Source organism: Microcystis sp. M_OC_Ca_00000000_C217Col (assembly GCF_007095585.1).
In the GTDB taxonomy this organism is placed as follows: Bacteria; Cyanobacteriota; Cyanobacteriia; order Cyanobacteriales; family Microcystaceae; genus Microcystis; species Microcystis panniformis.
Genome location: NZ_SFBV01000111.1, coordinates 1 through 14,056 on the forward strand (window position 1 = coordinate 1; position 14,056 = coordinate 14,056).

General features: G+C 41.0%; 18 protein-coding genes and 3 pseudogenes. 15 read left to right on the forward strand and 6 right to left on the reverse strand.

Annotated features, from left to right (window positions below; translation table 11 throughout):
- Positions 1-35 precede the first annotated feature (35 nt).
- Positions 36-188: pseudogene (locus EWV66_RS24025) on the reverse strand (RNA-guided endonuclease TnpB family protein); the annotation flags it as partial.
- Between the two features lie 26 nt (positions 189-214).
- Positions 215-512, reverse strand: a pseudogene (locus EWV66_RS24030) (helix-turn-helix domain-containing protein); the annotation flags it as partial.
- Positions 513-731: 219 nt separating this feature from the next.
- On the opposite strand from EWV66_RS24030, the pseudogene EWV66_RS06625 reads away from it, so the two are divergent.
- Positions 732-1,048 (forward strand): annotated as a pseudogene (locus EWV66_RS06625) (ISKra4-like element ISMae18 family transposase); the annotation flags it as partial.
- Between the two features lie 258 nt (positions 1,049-1,306).
- Here EWV66_RS06625 and EWV66_RS06630 read toward each other — a convergent pair.
- Positions 1,307-2,200 (reverse strand): DMT family transporter, encoded by an 894-nt coding sequence (locus EWV66_RS06630; protein WP_185237356.1) that lies wholly within the window; start codon positions 2,198-2,200, stop codon positions 1,307-1,309.
- Positions 2,201-2,446: 246 nt separating this feature from the next.
- Between EWV66_RS06630 and EWV66_RS06635 the strand changes: the two genes are divergently transcribed.
- The 5 genes from EWV66_RS06635 (at position 2,447) to nrtS (EWV66_RS24360) (ending at position 5,030) form a co-directional block, all read left to right on the forward strand.
- Complete coding sequence (locus tag EWV66_RS06635) at positions 2,447-2,803, forward strand: DUF1823 family protein (protein ID WP_043997341.1); 357 nt, start codon at positions 2,447-2,449, stop codon at positions 2,801-2,803.
- Positions 2,804-2,834: 31 nt separating this feature from the next.
- Entirely contained in the window at positions 2,835-3,965 is a 1,131-nt protein-coding gene (locus tag EWV66_RS06640) for a CO2 hydration protein (protein WP_052277970.1), read from the forward strand.
- A gap of 54 nt (positions 3,966-4,019) precedes the next feature.
- Positions 4,020-4,583, forward strand: coding sequence for a GUN4 domain-containing protein (locus tag EWV66_RS06645; protein WP_002782951.1), 564 nt, complete (start codon positions 4,020-4,022; stop codon positions 4,581-4,583).
- A 3-nt stretch (positions 4,584-4,586) separates the two neighbouring features.
- Positions 4,587-4,745 carry a nitrate/nitrite transporter NrtS gene (nrtS, locus tag EWV66_RS06650; protein WP_287107527.1) on the forward strand — a complete coding sequence of 53 codons (159 nt, stop codon included), beginning with the start codon at positions 4,587-4,589 and terminating at the stop codon, positions 4,743-4,745.
- A gap of 129 nt (positions 4,746-4,874) precedes the next feature.
- Positions 4,875-5,030: a nitrate/nitrite transporter NrtS gene (nrtS, locus tag EWV66_RS24360; protein WP_409842956.1), complete on the forward strand. Its 156-nt coding sequence runs from the start codon at positions 4,875-4,877 to the stop codon at positions 5,028-5,030.
- A 396-nt stretch (positions 5,031-5,426) separates the two neighbouring features.
- Here the strand turns inward: nrtS (EWV66_RS24360) and EWV66_RS06660 are convergent, their stop codons facing one another.
- Positions 5,427-5,693 (reverse strand): hypothetical protein, encoded by a 267-nt coding sequence (locus tag EWV66_RS06660; RefSeq protein ID WP_004161646.1) that lies wholly within the window; start codon positions 5,691-5,693, stop codon positions 5,427-5,429.
- A gap of 139 nt (positions 5,694-5,832) precedes the next feature.
- Between EWV66_RS06660 and EWV66_RS06665 the strand changes: the two genes are divergently transcribed.
- On the forward strand, positions 5,833-6,126 hold the full coding sequence (locus EWV66_RS06665) for a hypothetical protein (RefSeq protein ID WP_012266429.1): 294 nt from the start codon (positions 5,833-5,835) through the stop codon (positions 6,124-6,126).
- Between the two features lie 420 nt (positions 6,127-6,546).
- Here the strand turns inward: EWV66_RS06665 and EWV66_RS06670 are convergent, their stop codons facing one another.
- Both EWV66_RS06670 and EWV66_RS06675 read right to left on the reverse strand, forming a co-directional pair.
- Complete coding sequence (locus EWV66_RS06670; RefSeq protein WP_287107528.1) at positions 6,547-7,806, reverse strand: L-lactate MFS transporter; 1,260 nt, start codon at positions 7,804-7,806, stop codon at positions 6,547-6,549.
- Between the two features lie 167 nt (positions 7,807-7,973).
- Positions 7,974-8,573: a peroxiredoxin gene (locus tag EWV66_RS06675; RefSeq protein WP_002752469.1), complete on the reverse strand. Its 600-nt coding sequence runs from the start codon at positions 8,571-8,573 to the stop codon at positions 7,974-7,976.
- Positions 8,574-8,939: 366 nt separating this feature from the next.
- On the opposite strand from EWV66_RS06675, the gene EWV66_RS06680 reads away from it, so the two are divergent.
- The 8 genes from EWV66_RS06680 to EWV66_RS06715 all read left to right on the forward strand — a co-directional run.
- Positions 8,940-10,085: a hypothetical protein gene (locus EWV66_RS06680; protein WP_287107529.1), complete on the forward strand. Its 1,146-nt coding sequence runs from the start codon at positions 8,940-8,942 to the stop codon at positions 10,083-10,085.
- A gap of 176 nt (positions 10,086-10,261) precedes the next feature.
- Positions 10,262-10,900, forward strand: a complete 639-nt coding sequence (locus EWV66_RS06685; RefSeq protein ID WP_287107530.1) for a DUF6789 family protein — start codon at positions 10,262-10,264, stop codon at positions 10,898-10,900.
- Positions 10,890-12,002, forward strand: coding sequence for a hypothetical protein (locus tag EWV66_RS06690; RefSeq protein ID WP_272078260.1), 1,113 nt, complete (start codon positions 10,890-10,892; stop codon positions 12,000-12,002). Before EWV66_RS06685 ends, EWV66_RS06690 begins: the two co-directional genes overlap by 11 nt.
- A gap of 11 nt (positions 12,003-12,013) precedes the next feature.
- On the forward strand, positions 12,014-12,805 hold the full coding sequence (locus EWV66_RS06695) for a pre-toxin TG domain-containing protein (protein WP_287107531.1): 792 nt from the start codon (positions 12,014-12,016) through the stop codon (positions 12,803-12,805).
- On the forward strand, positions 12,802-13,173 hold the full coding sequence (locus EWV66_RS06700) for a hypothetical protein (protein ID WP_287107532.1): 372 nt from the start codon (positions 12,802-12,804) through the stop codon (positions 13,171-13,173). Before EWV66_RS06695 ends, EWV66_RS06700 begins: the two co-directional genes overlap by 4 nt.
- A gap of 47 nt (positions 13,174-13,220) precedes the next feature.
- Positions 13,221-13,526, forward strand: a complete 306-nt coding sequence (locus tag EWV66_RS06705; protein WP_287107534.1) for a MafI family immunity protein — start codon at positions 13,221-13,223, stop codon at positions 13,524-13,526.
- 113 nt (positions 13,527-13,639) lie between these two features.
- Positions 13,640-13,840 (forward strand): hypothetical protein, encoded by a 201-nt coding sequence (locus EWV66_RS06710; RefSeq protein ID WP_228021213.1) that lies wholly within the window; start codon positions 13,640-13,642, stop codon positions 13,838-13,840.
- Positions 13,821-14,056: hypothetical protein (locus tag EWV66_RS06715; RefSeq protein WP_287107535.1), on the forward strand; the 236-nt coding region annotated here is incomplete at its 3' end. The genes EWV66_RS06710 and EWV66_RS06715, both read left to right, overlap by 20 nt.

Below are 14,056 nucleotides of genomic sequence, written 5' to 3' on the forward strand. Positions count from 1 at the left end.
CCTCACCGCCGTAAACGGACGGTGATTCCCAAACCTCACGATTTAGGTTTCTGCTTCTTTCCCGAAGGATTTTTCGCACCTGCCTTAACAGATTTACTCTGTTCTGGTCTTATGGTCGCGACCCGGACTGACACCGCAAGCCCTGCGGCCAAAATATTTTTACTAGCGTTAATATCTCGGTCATGGTGAGTCCCACAGTCTGGACAGTCCCATTTTTGTCTTTAAATTTCAAGGCTGATTTGGTAAATTCGGCACTTCCTCCCTGATGTTTTTTCTTAAAGTTAGGATACTTAGTACGACCAGCAAAGAAGTTAGTAAAAGCTGTTTGTAGGTGTCTTAACCCTTGTTGTTTGAGCGTAGCCTACTCTTTCTTGCTTTTCGTACCAAGCTTGTGTTCTGAGATGGAGTGCCTTATTGTAAACTAATCTTACACAGCCCAAAGTGCGCCGCAATAGCGACTCTTGTTCGGGTGTGGGGTAAAATCGGAACGAGAACGAGTAGGCTTTTTCCATATCTCACATTTTAGCATATATTTCGTAAATGTGTTAATATTTAACAGTAAAGCCGTCGTAGAACGACGGGGTTTCAGACCCAAAATTTTCGATGATGGGATATTTCTAAGTTTAGTCAGGGAATTCGGGAGCATCCCAATTTTGCAATAAGTATAAATGCTTAGAGACTAAAAACGTTAGCTAAGGCAAAATAAAGAGAAACAATTAAACGGTAGAATCATGAATACAGACCAAAAAGAACAACTAGATCAACATTTAAAAGCCATTGCTCAAATTCTAGTCGATAATACCCCAGAAGAACAACTACGTAGCTTTGAGGGCATTGAAACCGCCCTGCGAGACCATTGGCTGACTACATTGGGTCCTGCCATAGGCAATTTTTTTTTGAATCAGCAACGGGAACCCAAGCAGGGCGAACCAAAAGCGTAAGCAGTATCATAGGGAAAGTCAAGATAAGCGAGAAACAAGCCGATAAACTAGGATTAAGCAAGAATAATCGATTAAGTCCCATGCTGGAGAAATGTTGCTTAGGAGCAGGGAATTAATTCCCCGAAAACCCTATTTTTCAATTGAGTCAGATTGTCTAAGTAGCTGGTTACAATTAAATTAAAGATAGATTCTGGGTTCGATCCCCCCTTAATCCCCCCTTGATAAGGGGGGCATCCGCAAGTTTTTAAGACTTACCTACTTAAACTCTCATGCAGTTAGCATTGTACACTAATCTAGTCTTTGTCTGTGATTACCATCCGCGATCAAGATCACACTTAACCGGTAATATTAGATACACCAACAGCTTAACCGCCTAAAATAGCAATTCCTACGCCGATTAATAGAATTAATCCGCCATAAATGACTTCTTGGGGGGGTATTTCACCAAAAATGAACACTCCTAACAGACTAGCGGCGATTGGCTCTAATAAAATTACCATGGTTACTATTGTCGGTGCTACCCATCGCAAAGCCCAGTTAAAGCTAGTATGACCGATTAATTGCGGAAAAATCGCCATCATTAACACATAAACATACACGGATAAGGGATAGCTTTCGTAACCTTGACCGAATAAAAAAATAGAAGGTAATAAAGCTAATCCTGCGGTAGTGTAGGCTACAGTTATATAATTCTTAATATTTAAGCCCTTTCTTTGTGCTTCCCGTCCGAGGAGAATATAACCACTGACGAGAATTGCTCCAATTAAAGCCAAGCTATTGCCCAATAAAGGGTTAGGATAAGAACTACTGACATCTCGATCGGCTAAAACAATCAATAATCCCCCCGTTAAAGCCACAAAAATGCCGATAAAGGTTAATTTACTCGGTTTTTCTCGAAACCACCACCAACCCAACAGGGAAACCCAGAGAGGATTAGTGGTGACTAAAGTGGTAGAAGCGGCGATCGAGGTGTAGGATAGAGAAGTAATCCAAGTAGCAAAATGGAGAGCTAAACAAAATCCTGCCCCCACTGCGTAATAATAGGCTTGAATAGCGACTTTTTGGCGTGATAAGGTCAACCAGTTCGGAATTAGAACGACAGAAGCCAAGATCAGACGGGAAGTCGCTAAAAATAAACTAAATGCGATCGTAGCATTACCTACCGCTTCGATCGCTAACCGGATAAAAATTGCCGATGCAGAAACCGACACCACACCGATAGTTAAAATAAAAATAATTTTGGCGTTAGAAGGAGGCAAAATAGGCTACGCTTACGCGATGTCAATGATGTTATTCACCAGTTATTTTAACCGTAGGCAGGAGGCAGAAGTCAGTGGTCAGGAAATAGGGTTTTGGGGTGATAGGGTGATAGGGTGATAGGGTTTTGGGGTGATAGGGTGATGAGACAGCTTTCCCACTTCCCCACTTCCCCACTTCCCCACTTCCCCACTTCCCCACTTCCCCACACCCCACACCCCACTTCCCATCTCCCATTTACTTAATCTATGGAACTACCAGAATTAAATATAGAGACAATTTGGGCGATTATTAACGATGAAATTGACGACGAAACCGTTAATAAATTGGTTTGGCAAACTTTAGGTTATCGTTACGATGAAAGTCAAGGAAAATGGGATAATAGTCAAGTAGAGGAAGATTGGCGCCGTGAATATCCCGAACCCCCGGATTTTATTGCCAATCGTCCTCCAACAGTAAAATTAACTCGATCGATCTTGCCAGAAAATAAACAATTATTAAAAGATAAATTGGGTTTTACCGGTTATAAAATTGGCGAATTCAATCCCCGCATGACTCGCCGTGCCACCGCCGCTAATTGGTTGTGCTTTTATGGGTTAAAATAGATAAGGAAAGTTATTTTATCAAGCTTCTAGCATGGTCACTATCCCTGTCAAGTCCTCCTCTCATCCCCTAGCATCCTATATTGATCGTCTCACGGCTGGGGAAGCATTGTTAAAAGATACTCCCCAGAATTTGATCGAGGTAGTGGGTATCCTGAAAAGTTACGGAGTGGTGTTAGATGCTTATTCCAAAAATTTAATTTATATTGCGGAAAATCAGTTTTTGGTTTTTTTACCCTTCTTTAAATATTTTAATGGTCAAGTATCTTGGCAGAAATTACTACAACACTGGTGGCACGATCGCATTAATTTTGAGTATGCTGAATACTGTATGAAAGCCATGTTTTGGCATGGTGGGGGTGGTTTAGATAGTTATGTAGATAGTGCCGCTTTTCGGGAAGTGACAGCCAAGGTTATTCAAGCCAAATTTAGGAATAATCCCCTAGTTTTAATTTTAAATAAAGCCTTTCCTGAATTTTTGCCAGAACAAATGCGGATGATGGCCTACTATAGCGGTTTAGGTCAATTTTGGCGAATTATGGCCGATACTTTTTTAAGTTTATCCGATCTCTACGATGCTGGAAAAATTACCAATATTCCCGAAGTGGTGGCACACATTAAGAAAAATTTAGTTGATAATGCTAGTCAAGCAATTGTCTATCAGGTAAAAATCAAAGGACAAACCTATGATCTGATCCCCAAATCGGCAGGATTAACCTTTCTTGCGGATACGGCAATCCCCTACGTTGAGGCGGTTTTCTTTCGCGGAACACCTTTCCCCGGTACAATTTCCTATAATGCCCAAGCCTATCAAATTCCCTACGATCAAGGAATGTTTGCCTATGGTGCTTTGTATGCGGATCCTTTACCCATCGGAGGTGCAGGGATTCCTCCCACACTATTAATGCAGGATATGCGTCACTTTTTACCAGATTATCTGCACGACATTTATAAAAAGAGTTTTCGTCAAGAGGAAGATTTATTAGTCCAGATCTGCGAAACTTTTCAAAAGTCGATGTTTTGTGTAACAACGGCAGCCATTCAAGGATTAGCACCTTATCCTTTAACTACCACAGATTTAAAAGAACAAAAAGCCAATCGCATCTATCTAGAAGCATGGATGAATCGCTTTGTTAAGTCGCGATTAGAAGCGGTAAATCAATAATTATTCTGCCGATAAATCGGTAATTTTTGCAGTCAACAAACCCCCTTTACATTTATGTCAGATATTAACGCCCAACTTCAGGATATTTTAGCTCAATTGCAATCTTTAACCGAACGGGTTGCCCTCATCGAAGCGCGGCAGATGTTAGTACCAGACATCGAGCGCTATGGTAAATTACAGCAATTCCTAGCTGAGGGGAACTTTAGGGAAGCAGACGCAGAAACTCTCCGAGTTATCCTCGAAGCTGCCGGCAGAACCCGCGATACTTTAACCCCAGAGGATATGATGAGGTTTCCCGTTAATGTGATTCGGGTACTCGATCGCCTTTGGAAAAATTATAGCGGCGATCATTTCGGTTTTAGCAATCAGGTGAAGTTATATTTTGCCGTCGGGGGTAGTATTAACACCCTGCGTACCCAAGACGCGGAAACGATTAAAAAATTTGGGGAATTGGTGGGATGGCGCAACAAAGATGAGTGGCGTATCGATGATTATGATCACTGGGATTTTAGTCTCGCAGCTCCAGAAGGCTGTTTTCCCGCTCTCTGGTGGAAGTCTCCCTACGGGTTAAAAATGGTGACTTTTTGTTTTACTCGCCTGATAGAGTGCGATTTATAGGCAATGAAAGGAGTTATCGGCTATTTTCGGGCTTTATTGTCCTCCCAATTTGCCCCCACCGGGATAAGAGTGGCTGTAGTAGTGGGGACAATTTTATTGACAATTAACCACGGTTATGCTACAATGCACAGCCTTATAACTGACTTATCTAGGGTCTGCTGAATAAATCTAAAAACCTTGCTGGATAAGACTTTTAGCCTTTTTTGAAATCCAAAAGTACCAGATATGGGAGTGATCAGGGGGAAATTCAGGTACTTTTTCCCTGAAAATTAGGTAATTGACCCCCTCAAAATCGGTAAAACCCCACACCCCACACCCTACACCCTACACCCTGCCCCTAGGAAAAACTTTTTCAGCAGACCCTATCTAGTTCCCTATCTGGTCAATATTCATGGGCAGTATAGCAGTTATCGCCGTCAGCAGTGGCCGAAAAAATCCCAACAATAAAGGCAATGAATATACCTCTAAGTGGTGATTTCTTTGACTCTAGGGAACTCCCTGTTAGCAGAGGGCTGCTATGATAGCGATCGAGACGAATATTCGGGTGACACAGATCTCTATTAGATATTTTAGCAACTACTTTATCATTCTTTAGCGATCGCTCTATTGGAATAAAGCAAAAATAGATATATGATCAAGACAGGATCTGCTTTCATAGCGATCGAGACGAATATTCAGGAGTTCGATTTACCATGGCTACTGTTTTATTGAAAACTGGCGAGTTCCGAGAAATCCCTGATGATCAGTTAATTTCTTTCCTCGAGGAAAACCGAGATTTGATTCAAGATCGACAATCACCCCGAAAAAGGGCGATTAAAAGACCTATGCTGTCCAATGTTACCTCTACCAGTACAAAATGACATCGATATTTGTTTCGTCATATTGGTAGATACCTTGTTCTGATTCTTCTTCCGTTTTCGAGTATTCCACCTTACACCGACGAAAAAGTCGGTATTGGGTTTTCTGGTTATCTTGAGGGTTTCCTCGATACTCCTCTTCTTTACCTAACTCTATATAAACGAATAGTTTTTTATATTTTCCGTAGACTGGCTCCCCCGATTTTGCCGAGTCAAATTCTAGCTCATTCAATGCTTTAATTCGTTTAATCATATTAGTGTTTAAGTTGGTTTTTGTTTTATAATATCCTATTATTGTGATTTTATTAGATTAGGTCGAGGTCTATTGTTTTGAGAGGAGAAGATGTGGCCAGATTTGTCACAGCAGTACCCGATAGTTTAGGAGATTGAAAATGAGTAAGTTTCAATTGTTTGATGGTGTTATACTAAGGGAAGAGCTACCTTTAATTGATGGTGGAATAGCTCCTATCGGCACAGTTGGGACAATTGTAGAAATTCTCAAAAATGGGGAAGCTTATCTAGTAGAATTATTTGGAGATTGGGTCAAATATGATGAGCAGGGAAATTTTGTCTGTGCAACTCAGACAGAAAAGGGAGCATTCCTCGAAACAATCGGCGTAGAAATTGTCTATCCTCATCAATTGGTGTTGACTTTTTCTGCCAAGCAAACGATGACCTTGACCTAAATCTATCCCCTTCCAATAGCGAGTGGGAATCTAATAATCTTTCAGTTTTAAAATGGTCGATTAAGACAAGCAGAAGGAGATTTATCCCTCAATTCAATCTTGACAGACCACTAATTATCCTATCACGGCTCTTCTGGTTTCTGTGTGGAAACGGGGTCTATACTGATAGTTTCTTCAGCAAAATAGTCCTAAAAGTCTTTTCCAGTAAACATTTCAATATTTTATAAGCAAAAATTATTACATACATAAGTAAAAAATATCACAAAAAGTCGAGAAGAACCGTATCACTGATTATTGTTTACTGATAACTGGTCAAGTCTCCCATTTCCCCGCCCCCTATCCTAGTTATCTGTAGCCTACTTTTACTTTTAATTGGTGTAAAATAGCAGCAGTATCTACTCTAGGGTAAGATTAACTCCCTTAGCTAGGATTTGATAAATGCGATCGCTCTCTTTTCAGTAAGGCACTAGCGAGAAAAATACCCAGTATTGCCAATACAGCCATAGCATAAAAAGCATAAGTGTAAGTACCGAACCAATCGCGAATTCTACCGGTTACTAAAGTTCCGATCAAAGCACCAACACCGTAGGCAGTAAAAACAATACCGTAATTTTGGGCGTAGTGGTCAGGATTAAAGAAGTGGAGAGTGGTAGCGGGAGCTAAGGCTAACCATCCCCCTAAACAGAACCAAAATAGACAAAAAGCCACTAGATAGCTAGTAACCGCCCCTTTTTCGGCCTTGACCATCAACAGGCAACCGATCAAAATGAGTGTATAGGCCCCGATCGCTAAATAATGGGGTTTCCAGCGATCGCTCAACCAACCGAACAAAGGACGACTAATACCATTAAACAAGGCAAATAGAGCAACACTACTAGCGGCTAACCCCGGCTCAATCTGGATAATTTCCTCAGCGACAGGACTAGAAATACCGATGGCACTCAAGCCAATTAAAGCACCAATGGCATAGCAAAGCCATAAACCATAAAATGAGCGACTTTTCAGCATATTCACTGGATAATTGGCCTGAAAGTCGGATTTTCGATTAGCTAAATTGGCGGGAGGTTGCCAGTCCTGGGGGGGTAACTTCATGGCGAGGGCAATCATCACAATAATTATTGTAAAGATAATCCCCAAAAATCTTAAACTTGGTCTAACGCTATATTCATTGATCAATCGATTGGCTAAAGGTGCGGTAATCAGGGGAGAAAGGCCAAATCCGATGATAGTTAAACCCACCGCTAAACCTTTTTTGTCGGGAAACCAGCGTGCCACCACTGCCATGGGAACACCGTAAGCGATGCCGACTCCTGTGCCAGCAATGACTCCGTAGGTAAGAATAATTGTCTGGATCTGAGCGGCAAAACTAGCGAGAATATAGCCTAAACCGACGATAATTCCGCCGATAGCCGTCATCCTGCGAGTACCTACCCGGGGGATAAAAAAACCAGCGATTGGCATAGAAGCGGCATAAAACACTAGGGCCACAGTGTAGGGTAGTAAGCTTTCCGTGGCGCTGAGATTTAATTCTGTTTCTAGGGGTTTTCTAAAGATACTCCAAGAGTACACCGTCCCTAAACAGAGTAAAACGCCCATTCCTAGAGGTATTAATAACCATCTACCTTTGGCCGCGGGTAATCCCAAAACTGTCAACTCGGAACCATAATTACTGGTAGTCATAGATCGCCGTGACTCTTTCTAGACTTGCTGGCCAGTATTCTAGATGAGATCATGGCTAATAGGGCAAATTTTCCCGAAAATTTTCCGATTAAAATAAGGGGTGAAATAATTCACCCCTTTAAAAGTCTCTCCCCATCTATAGCTGAGGGACTTCTGACGAACTTTAACTAAACTGCCGCAAAGTAAACTTTCGACTTCACAGGGTCTGGAACCATGGTAGCATCGCCTTCTTGCCAACCGGCGGGACAAACTTCATCCGGGTGGGATTGGACGTATTGAATCGCTTTCAGAGTGCGGAGGGTTTCATCGACACTGCGACCGAAGGAAAGATTATTAATAGTAGCGTGTTGGATAACACCTTCTTTATCGATGATAAAGAGACCGCGCAGGGATACCCCCGCATCTGGGTCAAGAACATTGTAAGCGGTGCTGATTTCTTTTTTTAGATCCGACACCAACGGATAGGCCACATCACCGACACCGCCCGATTTTCTCTCGGTTTGAATCCATGCGAGGTGAGCAAATTCGCTATCGACGGACACCCCTAAAATCTCGGTGTTGATACTGCTAAATTCGCTAACTCGATCGCTGAAAGCGGTAATTTCCGTGGGGCAAACAAAGGTAAAATCGAGGGGATAGAAGAATAAAACGACGTATTTACCCCGATAATCCGATAATTTGATGGTTTTGAACTCTTGATCGAAAACGGCGGTCGCGGTGAAATCCGGCGCCGCTTGTCCGACTCTTAAGCAACCTTCGGCGGTCATACTCTTAATCTCCTTAATCTAGTTTCTGGGAAAATGCAACTATTTTTACATTCCTTAACAACTATATCATAGTCATAACGATTTTGAGTAGTTGGCCGTTAGTTGGGGATTGGGGTGGGAAGTGGTGGGGAGACCAGTTCGTGTGTGTTGCGGGGGAGAATAAATAAAAGCTGTGTACTGGAAACAACACACCATGCTGATCAAGGATTTATGCGATCGCCTGACGGAGTGATAATAGGTAACACATCATTGGAGCGGACAGATGTGATATTTTGGGTTAGAATTGACCATTAGAGACGATTTGCTGCCGATCAATTCAGCCGTTAGCTTGCAGTAACGAACCTATGAAAATTGAGGATTTTGGCAATGTTCAGTTATCTTAAAGGATTTTTAGTTAGCCATGCTTCGAAGCTAATTCTATCTTTGTTGGTCGGAGTACCAGTGATCACAACTGTGAGTATCATTATATCCAATCAAATCGCCAAAAAAGAACCTATAGATTTGCAACCCGAAGAAGTAGTACGCAGACTACAAGAAGATTATCCGGGTTGGCAAGATAAACTCTTTGCTTGTCCTTGTACTGAAGACGAGATTATTCTACAAAGGATTATTAACGCAAAATCCTATCCATTGACACCAGCAGGACTGGGCGAGCTTGCACATGAAGAGGTTGTGGGTAATCATCCGGGAGCTAAAGGTTTTTATCGCTCTGTTGCCCCTGAGGAATATCGACCGGAAGGAAGGAACGATTTATACCCATTAAGGCCAGGTCAGCAATGTACTTACGATGAGAATGGTAGATTAATCACCCATGGACCAGCAGCCGGAACACCCGATGCCTATGGTTCCAATGCGACGGATTCCTATTTCTTTACGTCTATAGGTAAAGGTAAGATAAGTGGATTGCACAGAACATGGGATGTGGACACTTATAAAAAGTTGGGATGGCGAGAGTATCACAAAATTTGGAAGCCGAACAACGGTAATAGCTGCCTATTCAATCCTTCGCCAGAAAATGTACGCTCATTAGACAAACAAATTGCCCAAGCTGAGTTTGGAATTCCTAGGTTATTAAGCGAAGGAGTTTTAGTTACTAATATTAGACTTTTTAAAGAAGATATTAAAGATCTCCTAGATGGCTCTCCAAGACCATTATATGAAGTTATATACGAATCAGGAAGTAAAGATAATGTAAAGAGAAAGTGGAGGAGATGGGTTCAATGTTCCAAGAATAATCCTTGGATAGCTTATTCTCTTAATGATTACGATAACTTAAAAGAATCGCAAAATTCTCTTATAATGATTCTCAATCTTTCTCCTGGCAACTTCCCTAGCTATGTTAGCGATTATCGTTTATATTGGGCTATTTGCCATAATGAGTGGAATGTCTCCCAATCTTTCATGGAATTTGAATATAAAAAGTATGGATATTCACCTCAATTAGAGTTCAATGCAAGACCAATTTCTGAAGCAGAATTTTTGGAGGCTTTATATGGTGATCGTTCTTTATAACCTCTGACCTTAACCTCTTGTCTGACGAATTAGTGTGATCGCCGATCTTCTATTACCGAACTAATTGCCAGCACAACCTATTGAATCATCGATGGCTATTGTCTTATAATGCTGGTTAGTGGATTATACTTTGCTAATTCACCCCACTGGACTGAACATTTACCAAAGTTGCATCAATGAACCAGCAAATACACTTAAAACCACAATTTGTTCTTGGATCCGCTTCAATGGCTAGTGGTGCAGCTTTAGTGGTTTCAGTTATAACTGACGCATCTCTGGCAACGATACTTATTTACTTAGGAGCTTTTTCCGGGTTTTTGGCTGTTTCAAAATGGCTACGTTCCTCGCATACTGAACGTAAGATCATTCGAGCTAAAGCTATAACTGGTATGTCCGCCGGTGTTATTGCTACAGGTGCTTATGACCTATCAAGACTATTAATTGTCAAATTATTTAATATTCCCCTCAATCCCTTTAAAGCAATTCCAGTCTTTGGACAGCTAATTATAGGTGCTAATTCTCCCGAATCTGCTGTCTTAATTTGGGGAATTTTATATCATCTACTCAATGGAATCTTATTTGCAGTAGCCTACTGTTTTTTATTTGGTAATCGAAACTGGAAGTGGGGCATTGCCTGGGCAATGTGCCTTGAAATTGCTATGTTCAGTATTTATCCATCTTGGCTTCACTTACAAGCGGTGATGCAAGAATTTACTATTGTTTCAATTTCTGGACATTTGGTATATGGATCTGTTTTAGGTTTATTCTGCAATAGGTTCTTAAAAATTAATATTGGGGGAAGTTATGGAAACTAAGTTAATTAATTTTTGGTGGCGTGATTTACCTCTAGCAGCTAGTAGAGTTTCTGGATTTCTGTCTGTTATTCTAGCTGATGGAATCTACCTGACACACTGGTCAAAAGTTGCCGCTTATGCCCCTGTTATCTCACTTGTGTTAGGTTTACTAATAGGTTGGTTTCATTTTGCTCCTGGGGAAACTTTTACCTTTTCGATTGCTGTGATGGCACTTTTGATGGCAATCAGCAGTTTTGGAACTGGACTTGGAAGCCATCTTCTTGTCGGTTATGCCTTCGGTGATTTTTTTCTGTTTCAACACCCAAAAATAGGCAATATATTTCAGACTTTTTTTGTCGTTCAGATTCCTTTGCTACTCTCTTATGCTCTTTTATCGATTCTCTTAATATCAATACCCCTAACAAGTCAAGGGTTACGTTTGCAAACAGTTCCTCGTCTCAAGACTTTAGGAACAATTGGCTTAGTCACAGAGGGATTACTCCAAGCATTAATACAAAGTACCCTCGTATTTGTCTGGACACAGGCAGTACCGATATTGATTCGTCCGGTATATACATGGCAAGGTATCACACCTCCGGTAGCGGCAATTCAACCTCTTCAATATAATGGGCAAATGTTAGCTTTATTGGCAGGAATATTAGGTGCTGTGAGAATTTTCTTGGAGTTCAAAAGTTCATCAGATTCCCAAGTAAAGGAGCGAGGGGAAAAACTTCGAGAGGTTCTCCTCAGTAGGAAGATGCCTAATAATTCTCTACCCCCTGTAATTGGAGTATTTATCAAAGCTATTTGTTCTACTGCAATGCTTTCAGGAATGTTATCTAACTGGTTTGAGGCAATCATTCTAGGATTATCTATTACCGGAGTAATGTTACTTCGAGATAGTACACCTAAAAAGTTAATCGGATGGGCAAATATAGTTAATCGTTTTCCTATTTTACTGCGTCTAATTGCTGCGACATGGTTGAGTTATTTTTTGGCTTCAATGATTATCGAACTAATGTGGAGAGGTGATTCTTTTATATCAATCGTGATTTCTACAATGGTCGGAATTATGATTTTTGCTCTACTGATGCCTAACCCAAAACAAAAAGCATTAGAATAGAGGAATCCCTAATGAAAAAAAGCACTCTTGTCCTATTAGTTTTTTCTTTAGTTCTGCTCTTTTATTCAGAGCCAGCAATGGCTCATAACTGTAGTGGACTTCAAGATTGTTATCAGCAATCCAAGTTAGCGGCTCTCGCGGCTGCTTTAATTGCTCTTTTGTTGAGTTTATTGCTTGATTTTTCCCCTATTGGCTATTGGAAAGGCTTACTTGAGGCAATTACAGGTAGAGATATCTTAACTGGTGATAAGTTGGCTTGGTGGCAAAGAGCATTGAATCTTGTACCGGGTGGCAAGGGAGCTAGAACTGCTGCTAAGGCTGTTGATGAGATTAGCGATACTGCTAAGGCTGTTAACAAAGTTAGTGATGCCGCTAAAGTGGGTGAAGAAATTGGTGATAGTGCTAAGGCTGCTGGTAAAATGGAGGAAAGGGCTAAAGCTGTTAATGAAGTGGGTGATGTGGCTAAGGCTGAGAGTAATGTGGCTAAAGCTGAGGGTGAAACCGCTAAAGCTGTTGATGAAGTGAGTGATGTGGCTAAGGCTGAGAGTGAAGCTACTAAGGCTGTTCTAGACAACCTTAACCGCTTTCAAAAACGCCTTCCCCGTGATGCCACCCCAATTCGGACCTATAATCTTCCCAACGGTGGCAAAGCATTTCAAGCAGACGTTCCCGCCAAAAATATTTCCGGTTCCTATGCAACCTACGAAAAACAAATTGATGCGGACGGAATCACTCGCTTGTACACCAAAACAACCTACGCCCCCAACGGTTCCATTGTTCACATCAAACAAAAATACCCATGAAAACTAGACAAGAATACCTCAACGCCCTAGTCAACTTTGACCAACCACTATCAACCATCCTCTCTATCCTAAAAACCTTCCCCTGGGACAGTAGTGAATCAATCATCACCCTAAAAAAAGAGCATCTGCTCCATATTCTCGATCGATATCTCAATAACGCTCTATCTGCGACCGACCTAGAAAACTGGGCCAATGCCATCGAATGCAGAGAAGATATCACCTATGAAACAGATAACGAAGATCTCATTAATGACATCATTTTTTACCTCGCTAACCCGACCTTAAACGATCCACTATCGCCAAAACTGGTCGAACAATACATCAGCCAACTGTCAAACCCAAAGTATCAAGTTAGTAGGTTGAGTTGACGCAAGGAAACCCAATAATTCCCCTAAAACTTCCCGAAAACTCAATTATGCAAAATCGTCGTGTCAAAACATCTGACAAACTTATTAAAAGCAAGCTTAATGAAGTTATTCTTCTTACGAAGGAAGTGATGCTAGAAACTCAGATAGAGTTTATTCGCTCATATATTGATGCAGGTGAATGGAGATTGGCAGTTGAGACTTTGTGTGACATATTATACGAAGATGAACTACCTCTTTCTGCGACAGCATATAGCTTAATTCAAGAAATTAGCTCTTCCCTAGATATAAAAAATTCTGTATGGGAGATTTTAAAGCCTCAAGTGCTGATAACGGCTCCCTTACCAACGAGATAAGTAGTGGACTGATACTGCTAAATAGACCTCTCCAATAATAATAATTGTCAAAATAAGAGATGAAGCCTTTACTAAGAGCTTATTTAAAAAAACTTTTCTGGAGAGGTATAATAATGAAGAATCAACAGTTGGTAGCGACTAAGGCTGTTGATAAAGTGGATGATGTGACTAATGTGAATGACCCATATAATATTGCCAAACAAGGGGGTAAGCACTCTGGATTCTATAACGAATATGCCAAAAAGCCGGACTCTCAAATCCGAAAAGGAATTGAATCGATAAATAAGCAAATTTATGAATACAGAATCTGTTAACTTTATCAAAGATCATGCACTTCTTCTCAAAGAAAAGTATAATGAATCCCTAGCAAAAATTAACGAAGCTGATCTAAAAGGAGAGGACTCTTCTTTTTATAAAGGACAAAGCCTTGCTTATTATGATGCTCTTGATTTGATCAAGTCTCAGGTAGAAGCATTTGGTTACAACTCGAAGGAAGTCAACCTGGTTGTTCCTGAATTTGGCAAACAAGC

Coding starts and splice junctions, on each gene's coding strand:
- EWV66_RS06690 (WP_272078260.1), top strand. CDS start 10,890: ATGGAAACTAAGTTAATTAATTTTTGGTGGCGTGATTTACCTCTAGCA.
- EWV66_RS06660 (WP_004161646.1), bottom strand. CDS start 5,693: ATGATTAAACGAATTAAAGCATTGAATGAGCTAGAATTTGACTCGGCA.
- EWV66_RS06670 (WP_287107528.1), bottom strand. CDS start 7,806: ATGACTACCAGTAATTATGGTTCCGAGTTGACAGTTTTGGGATTACCC.
- EWV66_RS06680 (WP_287107529.1), top strand. CDS start 8,940: ATGTTCAGTTATCTTAAAGGATTTTTAGTTAGCCATGCTTCGAAGCTA.
- EWV66_RS06710 (WP_228021213.1), top strand. CDS start 13,640: ATGAAGAATCAACAGTTGGTAGCGACTAAGGCTGTTGATAAAGTGGAT.
- EWV66_RS06640 (WP_052277970.1), top strand. CDS start 2,835: ATGGTCACTATCCCTGTCAAGTCCTCCTCTCATCCCCTAGCATCCTAT.
- EWV66_RS06645 (WP_002782951.1), top strand. CDS start 4,020: ATGTCAGATATTAACGCCCAACTTCAGGATATTTTAGCTCAATTGCAA.
- EWV66_RS06685 (WP_287107530.1), top strand. CDS start 10,262: ATGAACCAGCAAATACACTTAAAACCACAATTTGTTCTTGGATCCGCT.
- EWV66_RS06695 (WP_287107531.1), top strand. CDS start 12,014: ATGAAAAAAAGCACTCTTGTCCTATTAGTTTTTTCTTTAGTTCTGCTC.
- EWV66_RS06705 (WP_287107534.1), top strand. CDS start 13,221: ATGCAAAATCGTCGTGTCAAAACATCTGACAAACTTATTAAAAGCAAG.
- EWV66_RS06635 (WP_043997341.1), top strand. CDS start 2,447: ATGGAACTACCAGAATTAAATATAGAGACAATTTGGGCGATTATTAAC.
- EWV66_RS06700 (WP_287107532.1), top strand. CDS start 12,802: ATGAAAACTAGACAAGAATACCTCAACGCCCTAGTCAACTTTGACCAA.
- EWV66_RS06665 (WP_012266429.1), top strand. CDS start 5,833: ATGAGTAAGTTTCAATTGTTTGATGGTGTTATACTAAGGGAAGAGCTA.
- nrtS (WP_287107527.1), top strand. CDS start 4,587: ATGAAAGGAGTTATCGGCTATTTTCGGGCTTTATTGTCCTCCCAATTT.
- EWV66_RS06675 (WP_002752469.1), bottom strand. CDS start 8,573: ATGACCGCCGAAGGTTGCTTAAGAGTCGGACAAGCGGCGCCGGATTTC.